This window comes from Aeromicrobium marinum DSM 15272, from assembly GCF_000160775.2.
GTDB classification, from domain to species: Bacteria; Actinomycetota; Actinomycetes; order Propionibacteriales; family Nocardioidaceae; genus Aeromicrobium; species Aeromicrobium marinum.
On the sequence record NZ_CM001024.1, the window covers coordinates 2,351,530 to 2,369,244 of the forward strand.

The following is a 17,715-nucleotide window of genomic DNA, read 5'->3' on the forward strand; positions in this document are numbered from 1 at the left end:
TGCCGGCGTGGGTCAGCGGGCGCTGCGCCGCAAGGCGTGGCGGAGCTGCGCGATGCGCACGCCCGCCGGGATGCCGACCAGCAGGGCGCCGGCGACCGCCGCGATCAGCACGGTCGCCGCGAGCGAGAAGTCGCCCGACCAGCCGAAGTACTCGACCGTGACGCTCTGGGAGTTCTGCACCACGAAGACGACGAAGGCGACCATCACGACCGCCAGCACCACCGTGGCGAACCAGACGGTCCCGGCCCGTGTGCGCTTGACCCGGCCCTTGTCGTCCAGGCCCGGCCTACGGGCCGGACGGTCGTCGGACGGACGGGCGTCGGACGCGGGCGCGTCAGGGGCGGAGGCAGGGTCGGACGGACCCGTGCGGGTCGGGTCGTCCTCGGGCGTCGGGACCGTCATCGCTTCGCTCCGGACCCGACCCGGGTCCAGACCAGCAGCACGATGACGGCGCCGATGACCGAACCGATGATGCCCGACGGCTGCAGGGACATGTCGGCGTCGAACAGCAGGCTGCCGAGGAACCCACCGACGAACGAGCCGACGATCCCGACTCCGATGGTGGCGGGGATCGAGATGTCCTGGCGACCGGGGACGAGCAGTCGCGCGAGGGCGCCGGCGAGCAGGCCGACGACGATGAGACCGATGATGAAGCCGAGCATGTGGTTCTCCTGACGATGGGGCGGATGACGTCGGTCATCCGGACAGAGATCGAGGGGCGCCGGACGACGTCCGACGCCCCTCGAGGCGAACTCAGTTCTTGAAGGCGTCCTTGACGTCCTCGCCGGCGTTCTTGAGGCTGCCCTTGGCCTGGTCCTTGTTGCCCTCGGCCTGCAGGTCCTTGTTGTCCGTGGCGTCGCCCACGGCCTCCTTGGCCTGGCCGACGAGCTTCTCCGCGGTGTTCTTGGCCTTGTCAGCGATACCCATGGTGTTCCTCCTTGTGAGTGGATCCTGCGGGGCTTACGTTGTAAGCCGTACTCAAAAGATTACGACGTAAACCTCTGCCGCGCAACCCAGGAACCCCCCGAGTGACAGGCATCTCATGCGCGGCCTTCCTCCAGCATGGGAGGTGCTCAGGCGATCCGCACGCCGATGCCGTCGAGCATCTGGGCCAGGGCCCGCTCGAACTCGTCGTCGAACCGGTCCTCGGCCAGCCGCTCGGCCAGGCGGTGGATCGTCGGGAACTCCGTGACGTCGATGTCGCCCTGCGGATCGAGCTGCTCGACCGCCGACTCCGCCTCCGAGATGTTCTCCTGCTCCTCGTCGGTCCTCGTCGGGCTGAGTCCACCCGGCACCGGGTCGGCCGGGCTGCCCGAGTGCGAGCCGTCACCGTCCTGGGGGTCCTGCAGGGTGCGCGCACCGGACTCCATCAGCAGGTAGCCGAGCAGGAAGCTGTTGAACGAGCGGTAGGCGAACAGGACCTCCTCGTCGTCGAAACCCTCGTCCTGCAGGGTCCTCAGCATCGACTCGATCCACGCGAGCGACCGCAACGGCGGATTGATCCACGGAGCCTCGGCGGGGCGGGTGGTCACCAGCGGGAACGCGTGCGGGTGGGCCAGGGCGTACCGCCGCACACCGCGCGCGAGCCGCACGAGGTAGTCGCGCCACCCGTCGGTGGCGTCGCGACGGACCTCCGGGTCCTCGTCGAGCTCCGCGACGATCAGGTCGACCACCAGGTCGAGCAGCTCGTCACGGGTCCGCACGTGCTTGTACAGGCTCATCGCCTCGACCCCGAGCCGCGAGGCGATGCCGCGCATGGACGCCGCTCCCACGCCCTGCTCGTCGATAAGGTCCAGCGTCGTGCGGGCGATCAGGTCCTTGGACAGCCGTCGTCGCCGGGGCGGGTCGGAGGACGGTGTGGGCATGCGCCCCATCGTCCCACGGCCACTACAGTCCGCACATGACCTTCGCCGCCACGACCCCGGCCCTGCCCGTCCGCAGGATCGACGCGGCCGCCGCGTTCTACGCCGAGCGGCTCGGCTTCACGGTCCTGCACCAGGACTCCGGCTTCGCGCGGGTGGTCCGCGACGAGGCCGAGATCCACCTGTGGGCGGCCAGCGACTCCACCTGGCGCGACCGCGACGACGTCCTCGAGCGCCCCGTGCTCAGCGGGGCCGAGGACTTCATCGCGGGCACGGCGAGCTGCCGCATCCGGGTCACGTCGATCGGGTCGGTGCACGCCGAGCTGGCGGCCCGGGACGTCCTGCACCCCACCGACACCGGCCGGCCCGCGCGGACCGACTGGGGCACACTGGAGGTCAATGCCCTCGACCTCGACGGCAACCTGCTGACGCTCTGGGAGCCGGTGTCCTGACCCGGGTCAGCCGTGGTTGCGCTCGTGCACGAGCCGCAGACCGGTGAGGGTCAGCCAGGGGTCGCGCGTCGTGATGGTGGCGCAGGCGTCGACCACGGCGTCGGGGTAGGCACCGGTGACCACGACGGTCACGTGGTCGGGGTCGAGGCCGGACTCCTGCACCATCCGCTGCACGATGCCGTCGACCTGGCCCGCGAACCCGTAGACGACACCGGACTGGATGGCCTCGACGGTGTTCTTGCCGACGACGCCGCGCGGAGCGGCCAGCTCGACGCTGCGCAGCTGGGCCCCCCGGCGCGCCAACGCCTCCAGCGAGAGCTCCACGCCCGGCGCGATCGCACCGCCGAGATACCGCCCCTGCTCGTCGACCAGGTCGAAGATGGTGGCCGTGCCGTTCATGTCGACGACGATGACCGGACCGCCGTACAGCTCCGCGGCCGCGAGCGCGTTGACGATCCTGTCGGCGCCGACCTCCCGAGGGTTGTCGGTGTGGATCGGCACCCCGGTCCGTACGCCGGGACCGACGATGGAGGTCGGAAGATCAGGGAAGTAGCGCTCGGCCATCGACCGGAGCTCGATCTGGATCGACGGCACCGTGCAGCACAGGCTGACGGCGGACACGTCATCGGCGTCGGTCGTCGCGAGCAGCCCGTCGACCAGCAGGAACCACTCGTCAGCGGTCCGGCGCTCGTGGGACGACACCTGGAAGTGCGCCACCAGGTCGGCGCCCTCGAACATCCCCACCGTGGTGTGGCTGTTCGAGACGTCCAGGCAGAGCAGGGTCATCGTGAGGCGACGAGGTCGCCCCGCAGGAGGCCGCTCCCGGGCAGGACCTCGGCCGGGTCGGACCCCGTGCCCACGATCCGGTTGTCGGCGTCGACGAAGACGACGCTCGGCTCGAACGACCGCGCCTCGGCGTCCTCCATCTGGCCGTAGCCGATGAGGATGACGAGGTCGCCGGGCTGCACCAGGCGCGCCGCGGCGCCGTTGATGCCGATCACCCCGCTGCCCCGCTCGCCCTCGATCGTGTAGGTCACGAGCCGGTTGCCGTTGTCGATGTCGACGATGTGGACCTGCTCGCCGGGCAGGATGTTGGCGGCGTCCAGCAGGTCGGCGTCGACCGTGACCGAGCCGACGTAGTGCAGGTCGGCCTGGGTGACGGTCGCCCGGTGGATCTTGGAGGTCATCATCGTGCGCAGCATGGTCAGGCTCCTTCGGAGGGGGTGGTGCCGGAGGTCGGGTCGCCGAGGTGGACGGCGCGGTTGTCGAGCAGGCGGGGTGCGCCCACGCGGGCGGCGACGAGCAGACGGGCCTCGCCGGACCCTCCGTGCTCGCCGAGATCGGGAGAGGTGAGGGCGACGTAGTCGGGGTCGATCCCGGCAGCGGCCAGCACCCCGTGGACGGCGGCCAGGACGGCGTCAGCACCCTGCGGGCCGGCGGCGACCCCCGCGTCGAGCGCGCGCGGGACGGCGGCGGCCCGCTGCCGGTCCTCCGGACCGAGGTACCGGTTGCGCGAGCTCATCGCCAGGCCGTCGGCCTCACGCACCGTGGGGCAGCCGACCACCTCGACGCCGAGGCACAACGTATCGACCATCCGCCGGATCAGGCCCAGCTGCTGGTAGTCCTTCTCGCCGAACACGGCGACGTCGGGCCGCACCAGACCGAACAGCGCGGCCACGACGGTGAGGACCCCCCGGAAGTGGGTCGGCCTGACAGCGCCCTCGAGCACCGAGCCGAGCGGTCCCGGGTCGACCGTGACCTGACCGGCGCCGTGCCCCGACGGGTACATGACGTCGACGGTGGGGGCGAACACCACGTCGACGTCCGCCTCGGCGCACCGGGCCAGGTCGTCCTCGAAGGTCCGGGGGTACTCCGTGAAGTCCTCCCCCTCCGCGAACTGGGTGGGGTTGACGAAGATCGAGACGACGAGGGTGTCGGCCAGGGGCCGCGCGTGCTTCATCAGCTGGACGTGGCCGTCGTGCAGGGCTCCCATGGTGGGCACCAGGGCGACACTGCCGGCGAGGGCCCGCAGCTCGGCAGCGGTGCGGACGACCCGCGGCCCGTCGAAGACGTCGGTCATCGGGCCGGCTCCGTGGTGACGGCCCGACGGATCTTGTCGGCCCGGTCCGACGACAACCGGTCGTCGGCCTCGGCGCGGTCTGCGGTCGCCTCGGCCAGCACCCGGTACGTGGACTCGATCCCGGGGTGCGACGCCAGGGCGTCACGGTGGGCCCGCACGGTGTCGACGTCGCCCCGCACGACCGGGCCGGTGAGGGCGGCATCGCCGTAGGCCAACGTGTTGGACAGCGCGGCCTCCAGCAGCGGACCCAGCACGGCGGACGGGTCGGCCGCGCCGATCGAGCGCAACAGCTCCATCGCCTGGTTGACCACCGTGACGAGGTGGTTCGCCCCGTGGGCGAGAGCGGCGTGGTAGGTGGCGCGGTCGGCCTCGGCGATCCACATGGGGCTGCCACCGAGGGTGGCCACGAGTCGCTCGGCGACCTCGCGCTCGGCGTCCGCGGCGGTCAGACCGATGACGCACGGCCGCGACAGGTCGATGTCGGTGCCCGTGAAGGTCATCGCGGGGTGGAAGGCGACGGGCCGCGCTCCCCGGTCGGTGAGGGGTCGTAGCGGCTCGAGCCCGTGCCGGCCGCTGGTGTGCAGGACCACCGATCCTGCCGTCACGTGCGGCGCGAGCTCGGCCGCGACCTCGGCCAGGACGTCGTCGGGCACGGCCAGCACCAGGACGTCGACCTGCGCGGCCACCTCGGACGGAGCGAGGACGGCCACGCCGGGAAGCATCGTCCGGGCGCGCAGTCGGGTGGCCTCGGACCGCCCGCTGACGACGACGGGGTGTCCGGCAGCACGGAACCGGGAGGCCAGGACGGCACCGACGCGACCCGCGCCGACGACGCCCACGGAAGGACGTGACATCGATGTTGCCTTTCGTTCCAGTCCCGCGAGGGGTACCAGACAAGGTGACGGCGTCAGCCTATACCGGCGGTGGCACGTCCGGCCATGACCCCCGTCACCCTGCCGGACCCGGGGCGCCACACCGCAGTCGTAGGGTCGCGGTATGGACACCGCGCGGACCCCCACCCCGATGGACGCCGTCGCCGAACGGTGGCTCGACACCCTGCTCGAGCTGCAGCCGGAGTGGCACGTCGAGCTCGGCCGGCCGGGACGTGAGGGCGAGTACGCGGACCTCTCACCGGACGGCCACGGGTCGGCCGCCGACGCCGCCCGCGCGACCCTGGCCGAGGTCCGCACGACCGAGGTGCGCGACGACGTCGACCGCGTCACCCGTGCGGAGCTCGAGCGCACCCTCGGCCTGGCGGTGGAGCTGCACGAGGCGGGCGAGTGGCAGCGCGACCTCAACGTGATCGCGTCCCCGGTGCAGGGCGTGCGGGACATCTTCGACCTCATGGCGACCGACACCCCGGACGACTGGCACCACGTCGCGCTGCGGCTCGACCGGGTGGAGGGTGCCCTGGCCGGGTACACCGCGTCGCTGCGGGCCGGGATCCGGAGCGGCCGCACGCCAGCCGTCCGGCAGGTGCGGGAGGTGCTGACCCAGGTCCGCAAGCTCACCGCGCCCGACAACTTCTTCGAGCAGCTGGCCGCTCGAGGACCCGAGGCGCAGCGCGCCGCGCTGGCATCCGCCGCGGCGCGCGCCGCCGCTGCCTACGCCGACCTCGCCGAGTTCCTGCAGGACGAACTCGCGCCCCGCGCGCGGGCCGAGGACGCCGTGGGCCGCGAGGCCTACGCCCTCGCCTCCCGCGGGTTCGTGGGGGTCGAGGTCGACCTCGACGAGACCTACGCGTGGGGCGTCGAGGAGCTCGCCCGGATGGTCGCCGAGCAGGAGGAGATCGCCGACCGCATCCTGCCCGGCGCGACGGTGCCGGAGGCGATCGCGCACCTCAGCGCCGATCCCTCGATGCAGCTGCACGGCACCGAGGCGCTGCGCGCATGGATGCAGGAGGTCAGCGACCGAGCGGTCGCCGAGCTGGGTGAGCACCACTTCGACATCCCGGCGCCGGTCCGCCGCCTCGAGTGCATGATCGCGCCCACCCAGGAGGGCGGCATCTACTACACGCCGCCCAGCGAGGACTTCAGCCGGGCCGGTCGGATGTGGTGGAGCGTGCCCGAGGGCGTCACCGCCTTCGACACGTGGCGCGAGCTGACGACGGTCTATCACGAGGGCGTGCCCGGCCACCACCTCCAGCTCGGCCTGGCCATGACCGGCCGCGACCGGCTCAACGCGTGGCGGCGGATCAACTGGAACTCCGGCCACGGCGAGGGGTGGGCGCTGTACGCCGAACGGCTGATGGCCGACCTCGGACACCTCGACGCGCCCGCCGACCGGTTGGGCATGCTCGACGGCCAGCGGCAGCGGGCGGCGCGCGTGGTGGCCGACATCGGCGTCCACCTCGGCCTGCCGAAGCCGGACGGCTCGGGACCGTGGCGGGGTGACGACGTGCTGCCGTTCATGCTCGAGCACATGAACATGGACGAGCGGGTCGTCCGGTTCGAGGCCAACCGCTACCTCGGTTGGGCCGGTCAGGCCCCGTCGTACAAGATCGGCCAGCGGCACTGGGAGCAGCTGCGCGACGACTGGACCGCGCGCCACGGCCAGGACCTCAAGCGTTTCCACGCCGAGGCCCTGGCCGTCGGCAGCGTCGGTCTGGGCACCCTGAGGGACACCCTGCTGCCCTGAGCCGACTCGGGCCGGCCCGGGTCAGACGGCCGAGTGCCGACCGCCCCGCAGGCGCGAACGGTTCAGCCACAGCAGCAGCGAACCGGCCGCGACCATCGCCAGGCCGATCGGGCCCAGCGGGCCGGTGATCGCCGAACCGACGGCCGGGAGGACACCGGTCGGAGCGCCGGCCGGGGTGTCGGTCCCGGTGCCGCCACCGGCACCGCCACCGGCACCCGCGCCGGCACCGCCGTCACCCGTGCCCGGCCCCGCGCAGTCGGTGTCGACCTCGACGGTGGTCACCTCGCCCACCGGCTGATCGTCGTACAGGTCGCTCTCCGTACCGGCAGCGACGACGTACTTCACGATCACCGTGCCGTCGCCGGCGTCCTCCTCGAAGGAGTAGGTCCGCGAACCGGTCTGGTCCCTCTGCGGACCCGACACACCGCCGTCGGTGCGGTTGTCCACGACGGGGCCGTAGAGCGGGCCGGCGGCGTTCGGCTCGGAGCCGTCCGTGCTGACCGACACCGGGTAGATCCACGGGCTGACGTTGCGCAGCGAGATCGTGATCGACCCGCACTCGGCCACGTGGGACGTCTCGAGGGAGTTGGGCTCCGCGCAGTCGGTGTCGACCTCGACGGTGGTCACCTCGCCCACCGGCTGATCGTCGTACAGGTCGCTCTCCGTACCGGCAGCGACGACGTACTTCACGATCACCGTGCCGCCACCAGCGCCCTCCTCGAAGGAGTAGGTCCGCGAACCGGTCTGGTCCCTCTGCGGACCCGACACACCGCCGTCGGTGCGGTTGTCCACGACGGGGCCGTAGAGCGGGCCGGCGGCGTTCGGCTCGGAGCCGTCCGTGCTGACCGACACCGGGTAGATCCACGGGCTGACGTTGCGCAGCGAGATCGTGATCGACCCGCACTCGGCCACGTGGGACGTCTCGATGAAGTTCGGGCCGGTGGTGGCGGCCTGGGCGGCCGGCGCGGTGAACATGACGGCTGCGGCGACGAGTCCGACGCCGGACAGCAGGGAGGTGAGGCGTTTCACGGGTGAAGATCCTTCGGTGCAGAGGGCAAAACACCACCCTATGTCCCGTGCGTCACATGTCCACCCACGTCACCGACATGGTCCGTTCGAGCCATGCTCAGGCCGGTGAGGCCTCCGCGGAGGTGCCGTCGTCGTCGTCCTCGTCGTCGTCGGACGGCAGGCGACAGGCCCGTTCCAGCAGCAGCCCGGCCACGAGCAGGCCGACCGATGCCAGGACGGCGACACCACCACGCACCACCCGGTCCTGGCCGAACTCGGTGCCAATGGTGTCGACGAACGCGAGGGCGAACCCGGCGTACCCGCCGGCGAACAGTGCCCCGACCCGGCTGGACGCCTGGGCCAGTGCGAGCAGCAGCACGCCCCGCTCGTGGTGCACCCGCTTCTTCTGACGGTGCACCGTGTCCCACGTGTTCCACGCGACGAGCCCCACGACGGCCGCGGCGACGGCGATCACCAGGACCGATCCCCAGGACAGCAGGGGGGCGTTGCGATCCAGCCGCATCGCCAGGGGTGGGATGCCGGCTCCGACCACGAGGCCGACGCCGACGAGGGCGACGATCGTGAGCGCCGAGGTCCGCCGGACGGGTCTCATCGTGCGGAGGTGGGGGCCGCGGGCGTCAGAGCAGGATCTCGAGGTCCTCGCGCTTGACCACGCCGGACGTGTCGACGTCGGCGATCAGGTCGGCCACGAAGCCCTTGCCCGGGATCTCGCCCTCCGGATCGATCTCGAGCCACGGCACGAGCACGAAGCCGCGTTCGTGGGCGCGCGGGTGCGGCAGCACGAGCTGGTCGTCGGAGGCGACCCGGTCGCCCACCACGATGACGTCGACGTCGAGGGTGCGCGGCGCGTTGCGCTCGGTGCGCTCGCGTCCGAAGGCGTCCTCGATCGCCAGGGCCCGGTCGAGCAGCGTGTGCACGGTGAGGGTCGTGTCGAGCAGGACCACGGCGTTGAGGTAGCTGCCGGACTCCTCGGGGGCGTCGACCGGGGCGGTCTCGTAGACCGACGAGAGCGCGACCACGGACACCTCGGGGGTGTCCTCGAGCGCCGACACGGCGCCCTGCAGACGGGCGTGCCGGTCCCCCAGGTTGGAGCCGATGGCGATGACCGCCTGCCGGATCGGCCGCATGCCGCCGGTCATGGTGTCGGCGTCCAGCACGTACGGTGTGGGCGATTCGGTCACACTCTGCTCCGCTCTATCGTGACGGCCACGTCGGTGAACGTCTGCGCGATGGGCGCCTCCGGCTTGTGCACTGTCACGCTAGCCCATCGCACCCGAGGGTCCGACAGGCACAGGTCCACCATACGGACCCCCAGCGTCTCGATCAGGTCGACCGGTTCTCCGACCAGGATCGCGTGCAGGCCCTCGGCCAGCGTGCCGTAGTCGACGGTGGCCGACAGGTCGTCGCTGCGACCCGCCGCCTCGAGGTCGAGGCCGAGCACGACGTCGACGCCGAACTCCTGTCCGTCGCGGCGTTCGTGCTCGAAGACGCCGTGGTGACCGGTGCCGCGCAGGCCGGTCAGCTCGATGCGGTCGAGACCCTCTGGACAGGCCATGTCACTGCTCCTCGTCGTCGGACACGAACTCGATGACCGGTGACGCGTGGCGGCTGTGGAACCGCCAGGTGCCGCCACCGTGCACCAGGATGCTGGTGCTGGTGACCCGACCGCCGGCGAAGTTCTCCGCCGACTCCAGGCCCTGGCCCGAGAGGATGTTCTCGGTGCAGCTCACGACCGCGACGGCCCCGTCGGCGAGGTACGCCACCTGCACGTCGGTCAGGAAGAACTGGAGGTAGTCGGTCGCGGCCATCAGCATCGTCCAGGACCGCACGATCGTGGCGGTGCCCACGACCGGCGCCGTGCCCGGGTGGGCGCATGTGGTGTCGGGCCGGTCGATCCACAGGGCCCTCAGCAGGTCGACGTCGCCTGCCTCGATCGCCTCGTAGAACGACCGGTGGACCGCCAGCGCGTCACTCATGGGCACCCCGCGACGAGGCGGCCTGCAGGCGGGCGACCACCCGGACGGCGTCGGCGGACGGTCGCGGCTCGTGCACGCGCACGGCCCATGCGCCGGCGAGCGCCGCGGCGGTCGTGACCGCCGCCGTCGCGTCCTCGCGGGCTCCGGTCGGGCGCGGTCCGTCGTCGTCGCCGAGCAGCTCGCCGAGGAAACGCTTGCGGCTCGCCGCGACCAGGACGGGGAACCCCTGGGCCGTGACCACCGGCAGCGCGGCGAGGATCTGCCAGTTCTGGGCACCGGTCTTGGAGAACCCCAGCCCCGGGTCGACGACGATCCGGTCCGCCGAGACGCCTGCGTCGACGGCGGCGTCGACCCCGGCGGTCAGCTCGGTCAGCACGTCGGCCACCACGTCGTCGTACCGCGTGTGGTCGGCGGCCAGCATCTCGGTCGAGTGCGCCCGCCAGTGCATCACGACGAACGGCACCTCGGCGGCCGCGACGACCGCCGTCATCCGCGGATCGGCCCGACCTCCCGAGACGTCGTTGACCAACGCCGCGCCGGCCTCCAGCGAGCGTTCGGCGACCTCGCTGCGCATGGTGTCGACCGACACCGCGACCCCGGCGTCCGCCAGGGCCCGGACGACCGGCACGACCCGCCGCAGCTCCTCGGCCGCGTCGATGCGCTCGGCGCCCGGACGGGTCGACTCACCCCCCACGTCCACCAGGTCGGCCCCGCGGGCGACGAGGTCGAGCCCATGGGCCACGGCCGTGGCAGGGTCCGCCCAGAGCCCACCGTCGGAGAAGGAGTCGGGGGTGACGTTGACGACCCCCATCACGAGGGTCCGTCCCGCGGCCGGCGCACCGGCGAGGCCCGGCAGCGGGGTCAAGGCCCCGTGATGAGGCCCATGGCCTCGGCGCGGGTGGCCGGATCGCGCAGCTGGCCACGCACCGCGCTGGTGACGGTCTTGGCGCCGCCCTTGCGGACGCCGCGCATCGCCATGCAGAGGTGCTCGGCCTCGATGACCACGATCACCCCACGCGGCTTCAGCACGTCCGAGAGCGCATCGGCGATCTGGGTGGTGAGGCGCTCCTGCACCTGCGGACGCCGCGCGAACACGTCGACGAGACGGGCGAGCTTGCTGAGCCCGGTGACGTACCCGCCGTCCTCGGGGATGTAGCCGATGTGCGCGACCCCGAAGAACGGCACCAGGTGGTGCTCGCACATGCTCCAGAGCTCGATGTCCTTGACCAGCACCAGCTCGTCGTGGCCCACGTCGAAGGTCGCGGTGAGGACCTCGGCCGGGTCCTGGTCGAGCCCGGCGACCAGCTCCACGTAGGAACGGGCGACGCGCGCCGGGGTGTCGACGAGGCCGTCCCGGTCGGGATCCTCGCCGATCGCGAACAGCAGCTCGCGGATGGCTGCCGCGGCGCGGACCTGGTCGACCGTCACGGTGCCGCCGGGGCGGGCGGGGGCGGCGGACCACCGGCGGTCTCCGGACCGACCACGATGCCGTCGTCGGCCACCGCGGGACGGGAGGCCGGGACGGCGGCGATCGGCGGCCTCGCCGAGGGTCGACGGCTGTCCGAGCCCGTCCACGCGGGGCGACGGTCACGGCGGCGCAGCGGGACGAAGATCTCGGCGACCTGCGCCTTGTCGAGCGTCTCCTTCTCCATCAGCTCCGCGACCAGCGCGTCGAGCACGTCGCGGTTCTCGTCGAGGATGTCGAACGCCTCCTGGTGCGCGGCGAGGATGAGTCCGGTGATCTCCTCGTCGACCGCCGAGGCGACGGCCTCGGAGTAGTTCCGGGTGTGCCCCAGGTCGCGGCCCAGGAAGGGCTGGCCGTTGTCCTCGCCGAGCTTCACGGCACCGAGCCGCTCGCTCATGCCGTACTGGGTCACCATGGCCCGGGCCAGGTTGGTGGCCTTCTCGATGTCGTTGCCGGCGCCGGTGGTCGGGTTGTGGAAGACCAGCTCCTCGGCCGCCCGGCCGCCCATCATGTAGGCGAGCTTGTCCTGCAGCTCGGCGCGGGTCTGGCTGTACTTGTCCTCGTCGGGCAGCACCATCGTGTATCCCAGCGCGCGGCCGCGCGGCAGGATGGTGATCTTGTGCACCGGGTCGCTCTGCGGCAGCGCCGCGGCCACCAGGGCGTGACCGCCCTCGTGGTACGCCGTGACGAGCCGCTCGTGCTCGTTCATGAGGCGACTGCGCTTCTGCGGCCCCGCCATGACCCGGTCGATGGCCTCGTCCAGCGCCTCGTCGGTGATCGTCTTGACCCCGTTGCGGGCCGTCAGCAACGCTGCCTCGTTGAGCACGTTGGCCAGGTCGGCACCGCTGAACCCCGGCGTGCGCCGGGCGACGCTGCCCAGGTTGACGCCGGCGCCGATGGGCTTGCCCCGGGCGTGGACCTTGAGGATCGTCTCGCGACCCTTGAGGTCGGGCGCCTCCACGCCGATCTGGCGGTCGAACCGGCCCGGTCGCAGCAGCGCCGGGTCGAGCACGTCGGGACGGTTGGTGGCGGCGATGAGGATGACCCCGCCGCGGACGTCGAAGCCGTCCATCTCGACCAGGAGCTGGTTGAGGGTCTGCTCGCGCTCGTCGTGCCCGCCACCCATGCCGGTGCCGCGGTGGCGTCCGACGGCATCGATCTCGTCGATGAACACGATCGCCGGCGCGTTGGCCTTGGCCTGCTCGAACAGGTCGCGGACCCGGCTGGCGCCGACACCGACGAACATCTCGACGAAGTCCGAGCCGGAGATGGAGTAGAACGGCACCCCGGCCTCGCCGGCCACCGCACGGGCCAGCAGGGTCTTGCCGGTGCCGGGCGGTCCGTACAGCAGGACCCCCTTGGGGATCTTGGCGCCGACCGCCTGGAACTTGGCCGGCTCGGCGAGGAACTCCTTGATCTCGCCGAGCTCCTCGATCGCCTCGTCACAACCGGCGACGTCGGAGAACGTCGTCTGCGGGGTGTCCTTGGTCATCAGCTTGGCCTTGGACTTGGAGAACTTCATGATGCCGCCGCTGCCCCCCTGCATCCGGCTCATGATGAACAGGAACACACCGATGAACAGCGCGAAGAGGATCAACGTCGGCAGGAGCGCGCTGAGGAAGCTCGGCTGCGGGTTCTCGACGTCGAACGACGAGAGCTCCTGGTCGGCGACGGCCTGCTCGGCCTGTTCGACCAGACGTGACCCCTGGTCACCCAGCCAGACGGCGCGGACGAGCTTGTCGTCCTCCTTGAGCGTGGCGCGGATCTCCTGCTCGCCCTCGACGAAGGTGACCTCCTCGACCTCGTCGTTCTCGAGGTAGGTGACCATCGTGGCGGTCTCGACCTCGGAGTAGCCGTCGGCGGACGCCGAGAGCTGCAGCAGACCGATCACGACCACGGCGATCACGACGATCCAGAGCCAGGGGCTCCTGACGATCTTCTTGAGCTTCATCGCGGTGGGGCGTGGGCCCACTCCTCCTTGGCATGCTGGGCGGTATCCGAACCGTACACGTCGGGCGGTCACCCGGCAGAACGTCCGGCAGGGGCCGTGCGGTTCCCGCCGGGGGCGGCGAGCCGGTGGTCAGGTGTAGACGTGCTCGGCCAGGGTGCCGATGCACCGCAGGTTGCGGTAGCGCTCGGAGTAGTCGAGCCCGTAGCCCACGACGAAGGCGTTGGGGATGTCGAAGCCGACGTACTTCACGTCGACCTCCATCTGCAGCGCGTCGGGCTTGCGCAGCAGGGTCGCGATCTCGACCGAGGCCGGCCCGCGGGACCGCAGGTTCGCCACGAGCCAGGACAGGGTCAGGCCGGTGTCGATGATGTCCTCGACGATGAGGACGTCACGACCGGCGATGTCGGTGTCGAGGTCCTTGAGGATGCGGACCACCCCGGAGCTCTTGGTGCCCGAGCCGTACGAGGAGATCGCCATCCAGTCCATCTCGACGTGGCGGTCGATCGCGCGGGCGAGGTCGGCCATGACCATCACCGCTCCCTTGAGCACCCCGACCAGCAGGATCTCGCGTCCGGCGTAGTCGGACTCGATCCGGACCGCCATCTCGCGCAACCGGTCACGGATCTGGTCCTCGGTGTACAAGGTCTGCTCGAGGTCGAGGTCACTCTCGACATGTGCGCGGTCCACGGACGTCAGCCTGCCACAGGGGTGGGCACGAAGGTGACGCGATCGACCGACCGGACACACGTCACACCGCCGGGCAGGTTGACCCGGGCGCCACCGCGTCCCAGCCGGACGAGCCGGTCGAGTGCGTCGACGTGGACGGCAGCGAGCTCGCCGGGCGGGCACCCGGCCGAACGGGCGGCGCGCAGCAGCACCCGCGACCGCAGCGCGGACGGAAGCCCTGCCAGGTCCGCGACGGTCGGGGCCGGGTGCCCCACGACCCACTCGTCGGTCAGCCGGTCCAGCAGGTCGGCGTCATCGGCCAGCTGCCGCGCGGTGCGGGCCAGGCCCTCGGCCACGCCGCCTCCGAGGACGTTCTCGAGCACCGGCAGGGCCTCGTGCCGGACCCGGACGCGGCGGTGCGCCGGGTCGCGGTTGTGGGGGTCGTCCCACCACGGCAGCCCGTGCGCCGCGCAGATCTGCTCGGTGTCACGGCGGCGAAGGCCCAGCAGGGGCCGCCGCACGAGTCCGTCGACGCCGGCCATACCCGAGAGCGAGCGGGCCCCCGAACCCCGGCCGAGCCCCAGGAGCACCGTCTCCGCCTGGTCGTCGAGGGTGTGGGCCAGGCAGATCACCTCGGCCCCGGCGGCCAGAGCGGCCGATCGCAGCGCCCCGTGGCGGGCGGTGCGGGCCGCCGCCTCCGGCCCACCGGCGCTGCCGACCTCGACCCCGACGACCTCGGCCCGCAGACCGAGTCCGCGGCACTGCTCGGCAGCCCGTGCGGCCACCTCGCTCGACCCCGGCTGCAGGTCGTGGTCGACCACGACCGCGCTGACGTCCCACGCCTCGCGTCGCGCCACGAAGGCCGTGACCGCGGCCAGGGCCAGGGAGTCGGCTCCACCCGAGACGCCGAGGACCACCGACGATCCGGGGCCCACGTCGTGCAGGGTCGCCGCGACGGCACGACGGCCGGCCGCGACGGCCGGGTGCAACGAGCCGCCCATCGGCTCAGGCGTGCACGCGGCGGACCCACGCGTCGGGCTCGAGGATCTCGGCCCGGGTCGGCAGGTTCTCGGCCGACGCCCAGACCGCGTTGAAGCCTTCGAGGCCGACCGTGTCGACGGCGTGGCGCACGAACACCGCACCGTCGCGGTACTGCCGCATCTTGCCCTCGAGGCCGAGCAGCCGGCGGATCAGCCGGTCGATCCCGCCGCTGCCCTGCCGCCGCTGGTCGAACTTGCGGCGGATCTGGGCGACGGACGCGATCACGTCGGGACCCACGCCGTCCATGACGACGTCCGCGTGTCCCTCCAGCAACGACATTACCCCGGTGATCCGGTCGACGACCTCGCGCTGGGTCTCGTTCTGGAACAGGTCGCCCAGCGACCGGTCGGACTGCCCCCGCACGACCTTCACGAGCTCGCCGAGCCCGGCCGCGACCACGGCCGGGTCGAGGTCGGTCGACTCCACGAAGTCGTCCATGAGACCCCGGAGGTGGTCGCGCATCCAGGGCACCGCGGTGAACTGCACGCGGTGCGTCTCCTCGTGCAGGCAGACCCACAGACGGAAGTCGTGGGGGTCGACCTCGAGCTGGCGTTCCACGTGCACGATGTTCGGCGCGACGAGCAGCAGCCGGCCGGTCTCACCCGCGGGGCCCTCCCAGAACGGGTCGAACTGCCCCAGGACCTTCGTCGACATGAAGGCCATGAGACTGCCGATCTCCGCTCCACCGACCTTGCTGCCGATCGCCCGGGCGACCGGTCCGGGCGCCTTGGCCGAGATCTGGTCCATCGCCGGCTCGAGGATCGTCTCGAACGTCTCGAGGTTGGCCTCGATCCACCGCGGCCGGTCCACGACCAGGACGGGCGCGGTGGCCGAGCGGGCATGGAGGTCGGCGAACTGCCGGACCGGCTCCTCGGACAGGGCGGCGCCCTCGCGCAGCTCGGCGACGACCTCGGCGGCCTCCGACGCACCGATCTCGGGCCCGGGTCGGGACAGCCGGGTGCCGGTGGCCAGCGCGAAGCTCCAGTCGATCATGGTGTCCACGGTACGGCCGCAGCACGACCGGCAGCGGTCGACGCGGTGGTGACGCGGGGTTCAGCGCACGCAGGTGCAGCCGGCGAGCGCCGCGACGACGGCGTCGACGGCGGCCTGGGTCTCCAGCCCCGGCACGGCCTCGGTGCCGTCGACCATCATCGCGAAGGCGAGGACGGCACCGTCGGCGGTCGTCACCGTGCCGGCGAGCGAGTGCACCCCCGTGAGCGTCCCGGTCTTGGCCCGCACCAGCCCCCGGGCGACCGGCACCGGCCCGAAGCGGTCGTCCAAGGTCCCCGAGAAGCCCGCCACCGGCAGGTCGGTGAGCAGCGCTGCCGTCGCGGGGTCGGCGGACGCCCGGGCCACGAGGTCGCTCAGCATCGACGGGGTGGCCCGGTTGGCCCGCGACAGGCCGCTGCCGTCGTAGGTCTGCAGATCGCTGACGTCCAGGCCGGCGGCGGCCAGGGTCCGGCGGACGGCGGTCGCGCCGCCGACGAACGACGCGTCCTCGCCGGCCGCGATGGCGACGTGCCGCAGGATCACCTCGGCCGCCTCGTTGTCGCTCGCCAGCTCCATCCGTTCGAGGATCTGGGCCAGCGGCGCACTGCCGACGGCGGCCAGGGCCGAGGAGCCCGCGCCCAGGGCGACCGGCTCCACCGAGGTGACCGTGATGCCGCGCTCGGTCAGCAGCTCGGCGAACCGGGTCGCGGCGAACGCGGCCGGGTCGTCGTCCCGCACCCCGCCGCGTACACCACGGTCGACCCACAGGGCGCTGACCGGGGTGACGATGTCGTCCGGCACGTAGGACGGCTCCCAGCGGTCGCTCGCGGACGGGCCGACGAACAGGGTGGAGTCGTGCCCCAGGGCGACCTGCGAGAGACCCCGGCTGCGCAGGGCCGTCACCGTGCGGTCGGCCAGGCTCGCCAGGTCGGCCCGCACGCCGTACGCCGGCTCGGGCGACGGTTCGCCCTGCAGGTACGGGTCACCGCCGCCCACCAGCACCACGCGTCCCTCGTCGAGGCGGGCCTCGGTCCGCAGCCGCAACCCCGGATCGAGCAGGGCGCGGGCGGCGAATCCCGTCATCAGCTTGGTCGTGGACGCGGGGACGAACGCATCGGTGTTGGTGACGATGACCTCCTCACCGGAGCCGACCTCGCGGACCGACAGTCCGGTGTGCGGTCCCAGGGCGGGCGACGCCAGCGCGTCGGAGACCGCCGACGACACCCGCACGGGGTCCACCCGCCCGATCTCCTCGGCCGCCGGCCCGAGGACGACCGGCACCGCGGGCTCCAACCCCTCGGGCGCGGCGATGTACTCCGGGCCGCACGGACCGTCGCAGAGCAGTCCGTTGAGGTCGCCCGCCCGGTGCGCCTGGACGGCCACGGTTCCGGCGGCCGCGAGCAGTCCCACGACCAGCAGGGTCGTGAGCACCGACCACAGCACCCGGCGTTCGGCTCGTCCTGTCACATGGGCCACACTAAGGGCAATCCTGGGCCGGTCCGAGAGGCCCGCGCACCCCCGGGACGACTTCGAGTACGACGACTCAGGACGACTGAGCCAACCTGT

General features: G+C 72.2%; 22 protein-coding genes. 2 read left to right on the forward strand and 20 right to left on the reverse strand.

Going from position 1 to position 17,715, the window contains the following annotated elements; genetic code table 11:
- Nucleotides 1-12 precede the first annotated feature (12 nt).
- The 4 genes from HMPREF0063_RS15875 to HMPREF0063_RS11960 form a co-directional block, all read right to left on the reverse strand.
- Nucleotides 13-402, reverse strand: a complete 390-nt coding sequence (locus HMPREF0063_RS15875) for a LapA family protein (RefSeq protein ID WP_007078940.1) — start codon at nt 400-402, stop codon at nt 13-15.
- A complete protein-coding gene (locus tag HMPREF0063_RS11950; RefSeq protein ID WP_007078941.1) occupies nt 399-662 on the reverse strand; it encodes a GlsB/YeaQ/YmgE family stress response membrane protein in 264 nt (87 codons plus the stop codon). The genes HMPREF0063_RS15875 and HMPREF0063_RS11950 overlap by 4 nt, the downstream gene beginning before the upstream one ends.
- Before the next feature lie 91 nt (nt 663-753).
- Entirely contained in the window at nt 754-927 is a 174-nt protein-coding gene (locus HMPREF0063_RS11955) for a CsbD family protein (protein ID WP_007078942.1), read from the reverse strand.
- A gap of 146 nt (nt 928-1,073) precedes the next feature.
- Nucleotides 1,074-1,865, reverse strand: coding sequence for a TetR/AcrR family transcriptional regulator (locus HMPREF0063_RS11960; RefSeq protein WP_040320263.1), 792 nt, complete (start codon nt 1,863-1,865; stop codon nt 1,074-1,076).
- A 35-nt stretch (nt 1,866-1,900) separates the two neighbouring features.
- Here HMPREF0063_RS11960 and HMPREF0063_RS11965 point away from each other — a divergent pair, with 35 nt between their 5' ends.
- Complete coding sequence (locus HMPREF0063_RS11965) at nt 1,901-2,314, forward strand: VOC family protein (RefSeq protein ID WP_007078944.1); 414 nt, start codon at nt 1,901-1,903, stop codon at nt 2,312-2,314.
- A 6-nt stretch (nt 2,315-2,320) separates the two neighbouring features.
- On the opposite strand, the gene HMPREF0063_RS11970 is transcribed toward HMPREF0063_RS11965, so the two are convergent.
- The 4 genes from HMPREF0063_RS11970 to HMPREF0063_RS11985 are packed head-to-tail and all read right to left on the reverse strand — an operon-like array spanning nt 2,321 to nt 5,248.
- Entirely contained in the window at nt 2,321-3,100 is a 780-nt protein-coding gene (locus HMPREF0063_RS11970; RefSeq protein WP_007078945.1) for a type III pantothenate kinase, read from the reverse strand.
- A complete protein-coding gene (gene panD, locus HMPREF0063_RS11975; RefSeq protein WP_007078946.1) occupies nt 3,097-3,516 on the reverse strand; it encodes an aspartate 1-decarboxylase in 420 nt (139 codons plus the stop codon). The genes HMPREF0063_RS11970 and panD overlap by 4 nt, the downstream gene beginning before the upstream one ends.
- Nucleotides 3,517-3,518: 2 nt before the next feature.
- Nucleotides 3,519-4,394 carry a pantoate--beta-alanine ligase gene (gene panC, locus HMPREF0063_RS11980; RefSeq protein ID WP_007078947.1) on the reverse strand — a complete coding sequence of 292 codons (876 nt, stop codon included), beginning with the start codon at nt 4,392-4,394 and terminating at the stop codon, nt 3,519-3,521.
- Nucleotides 4,391-5,248, reverse strand: a complete 858-nt coding sequence (locus HMPREF0063_RS11985) for a Rossmann-like and DUF2520 domain-containing protein (RefSeq protein WP_040320264.1) — start codon at nt 5,246-5,248, stop codon at nt 4,391-4,393. Before HMPREF0063_RS11985 ends, panC begins: the two co-directional genes overlap by 4 nt.
- A 142-nt stretch (nt 5,249-5,390) precedes the next feature.
- On the opposite strand from HMPREF0063_RS11985, the gene HMPREF0063_RS11990 reads away from it, so the two are divergent.
- Nucleotides 5,391-7,031, forward strand: coding sequence for a DUF885 domain-containing protein (locus tag HMPREF0063_RS11990; protein WP_007078949.1), 1,641 nt, complete (start codon nt 5,391-5,393; stop codon nt 7,029-7,031).
- Nucleotides 7,032-7,052: 21 nt separating this feature from the next.
- Here the strand turns inward: HMPREF0063_RS11990 and HMPREF0063_RS11995 are convergent, their stop codons facing one another.
- From HMPREF0063_RS11995 to dacB, 12 genes are all read right to left on the reverse strand, one after another.
- A complete protein-coding gene (locus HMPREF0063_RS11995) occupies nt 7,053-8,060 on the reverse strand; it encodes a hypothetical protein (RefSeq protein WP_040320265.1) in 1,008 nt (335 codons plus the stop codon).
- A 97-nt stretch (nt 8,061-8,157) separates the two neighbouring features.
- Nucleotides 8,158-8,652, reverse strand: coding sequence for a DUF3180 domain-containing protein (locus tag HMPREF0063_RS12000; protein WP_007078950.1), 495 nt, complete (start codon nt 8,650-8,652; stop codon nt 8,158-8,160).
- 25 nt (nt 8,653-8,677) lie between these two features.
- Nucleotides 8,678-9,241 (reverse strand): 2-amino-4-hydroxy-6-hydroxymethyldihydropteridine diphosphokinase, encoded by a 564-nt coding sequence (gene folK / locus HMPREF0063_RS12005; protein ID WP_007078951.1) that lies wholly within the window; start codon nt 9,239-9,241, stop codon nt 8,678-8,680.
- On the reverse strand, nt 9,238-9,615 hold the full coding sequence (gene folB, locus HMPREF0063_RS12010; protein ID WP_007078952.1) for a dihydroneopterin aldolase: 378 nt from the start codon (nt 9,613-9,615) through the stop codon (nt 9,238-9,240). The genes folK and folB overlap by 4 nt, the downstream gene beginning before the upstream one ends.
- Before the next feature lies 1 nt (nt 9,616).
- Complete coding sequence (locus HMPREF0063_RS12015) at nt 9,617-10,036, reverse strand: nuclear transport factor 2 family protein (RefSeq protein ID WP_007078953.1); 420 nt, start codon at nt 10,034-10,036, stop codon at nt 9,617-9,619.
- Nucleotides 10,029-10,847: a dihydropteroate synthase gene (folP, locus tag HMPREF0063_RS12020; RefSeq protein WP_040320266.1), complete on the reverse strand. Its 819-nt coding sequence runs from the start codon at nt 10,845-10,847 to the stop codon at nt 10,029-10,031. The genes HMPREF0063_RS12015 and folP overlap by 8 nt, the downstream gene beginning before the upstream one ends.
- Nucleotides 10,848-10,897: 50 nt before the next feature.
- Nucleotides 10,898-11,464 (reverse strand): GTP cyclohydrolase I FolE, encoded by a 567-nt coding sequence (folE, locus tag HMPREF0063_RS12025; RefSeq protein ID WP_007078955.1) that lies wholly within the window; start codon nt 11,462-11,464, stop codon nt 10,898-10,900.
- Complete coding sequence (gene ftsH, locus HMPREF0063_RS12030) at nt 11,461-13,452, reverse strand: ATP-dependent zinc metalloprotease FtsH (RefSeq protein ID WP_083788919.1); 1,992 nt, start codon at nt 13,450-13,452, stop codon at nt 11,461-11,463. Before ftsH ends, folE begins: the two co-directional genes overlap by 4 nt.
- A 129-nt stretch (nt 13,453-13,581) precedes the next feature.
- Entirely contained in the window at nt 13,582-14,139 is a 558-nt protein-coding gene (gene hpt / locus HMPREF0063_RS12035; protein ID WP_007078957.1) for a hypoxanthine phosphoribosyltransferase, read from the reverse strand.
- A gap of 5 nt (nt 14,140-14,144) precedes the next feature.
- Nucleotides 14,145-15,119 carry a tRNA lysidine(34) synthetase TilS gene (gene tilS, locus HMPREF0063_RS12040; RefSeq protein ID WP_007078958.1) on the reverse strand — a complete coding sequence of 325 codons (975 nt, stop codon included), beginning with the start codon at nt 15,117-15,119 and terminating at the stop codon, nt 14,145-14,147.
- 4 nt (nt 15,120-15,123) lie between these two features.
- Complete coding sequence (locus tag HMPREF0063_RS12045; RefSeq protein ID WP_007078959.1) at nt 15,124-16,152, reverse strand: zinc-dependent metalloprotease; 1,029 nt, start codon at nt 16,150-16,152, stop codon at nt 15,124-15,126.
- Nucleotides 16,153-16,212: 60 nt separating this feature from the next.
- Nucleotides 16,213-17,616 (reverse strand): D-alanyl-D-alanine carboxypeptidase/D-alanyl-D-alanine endopeptidase, encoded by a 1,404-nt coding sequence (gene dacB, locus HMPREF0063_RS12050; protein ID WP_169309985.1) that lies wholly within the window; start codon nt 17,614-17,616, stop codon nt 16,213-16,215.
- Between the last annotated feature and the right edge of the window lie 99 nt (nt 17,617-17,715).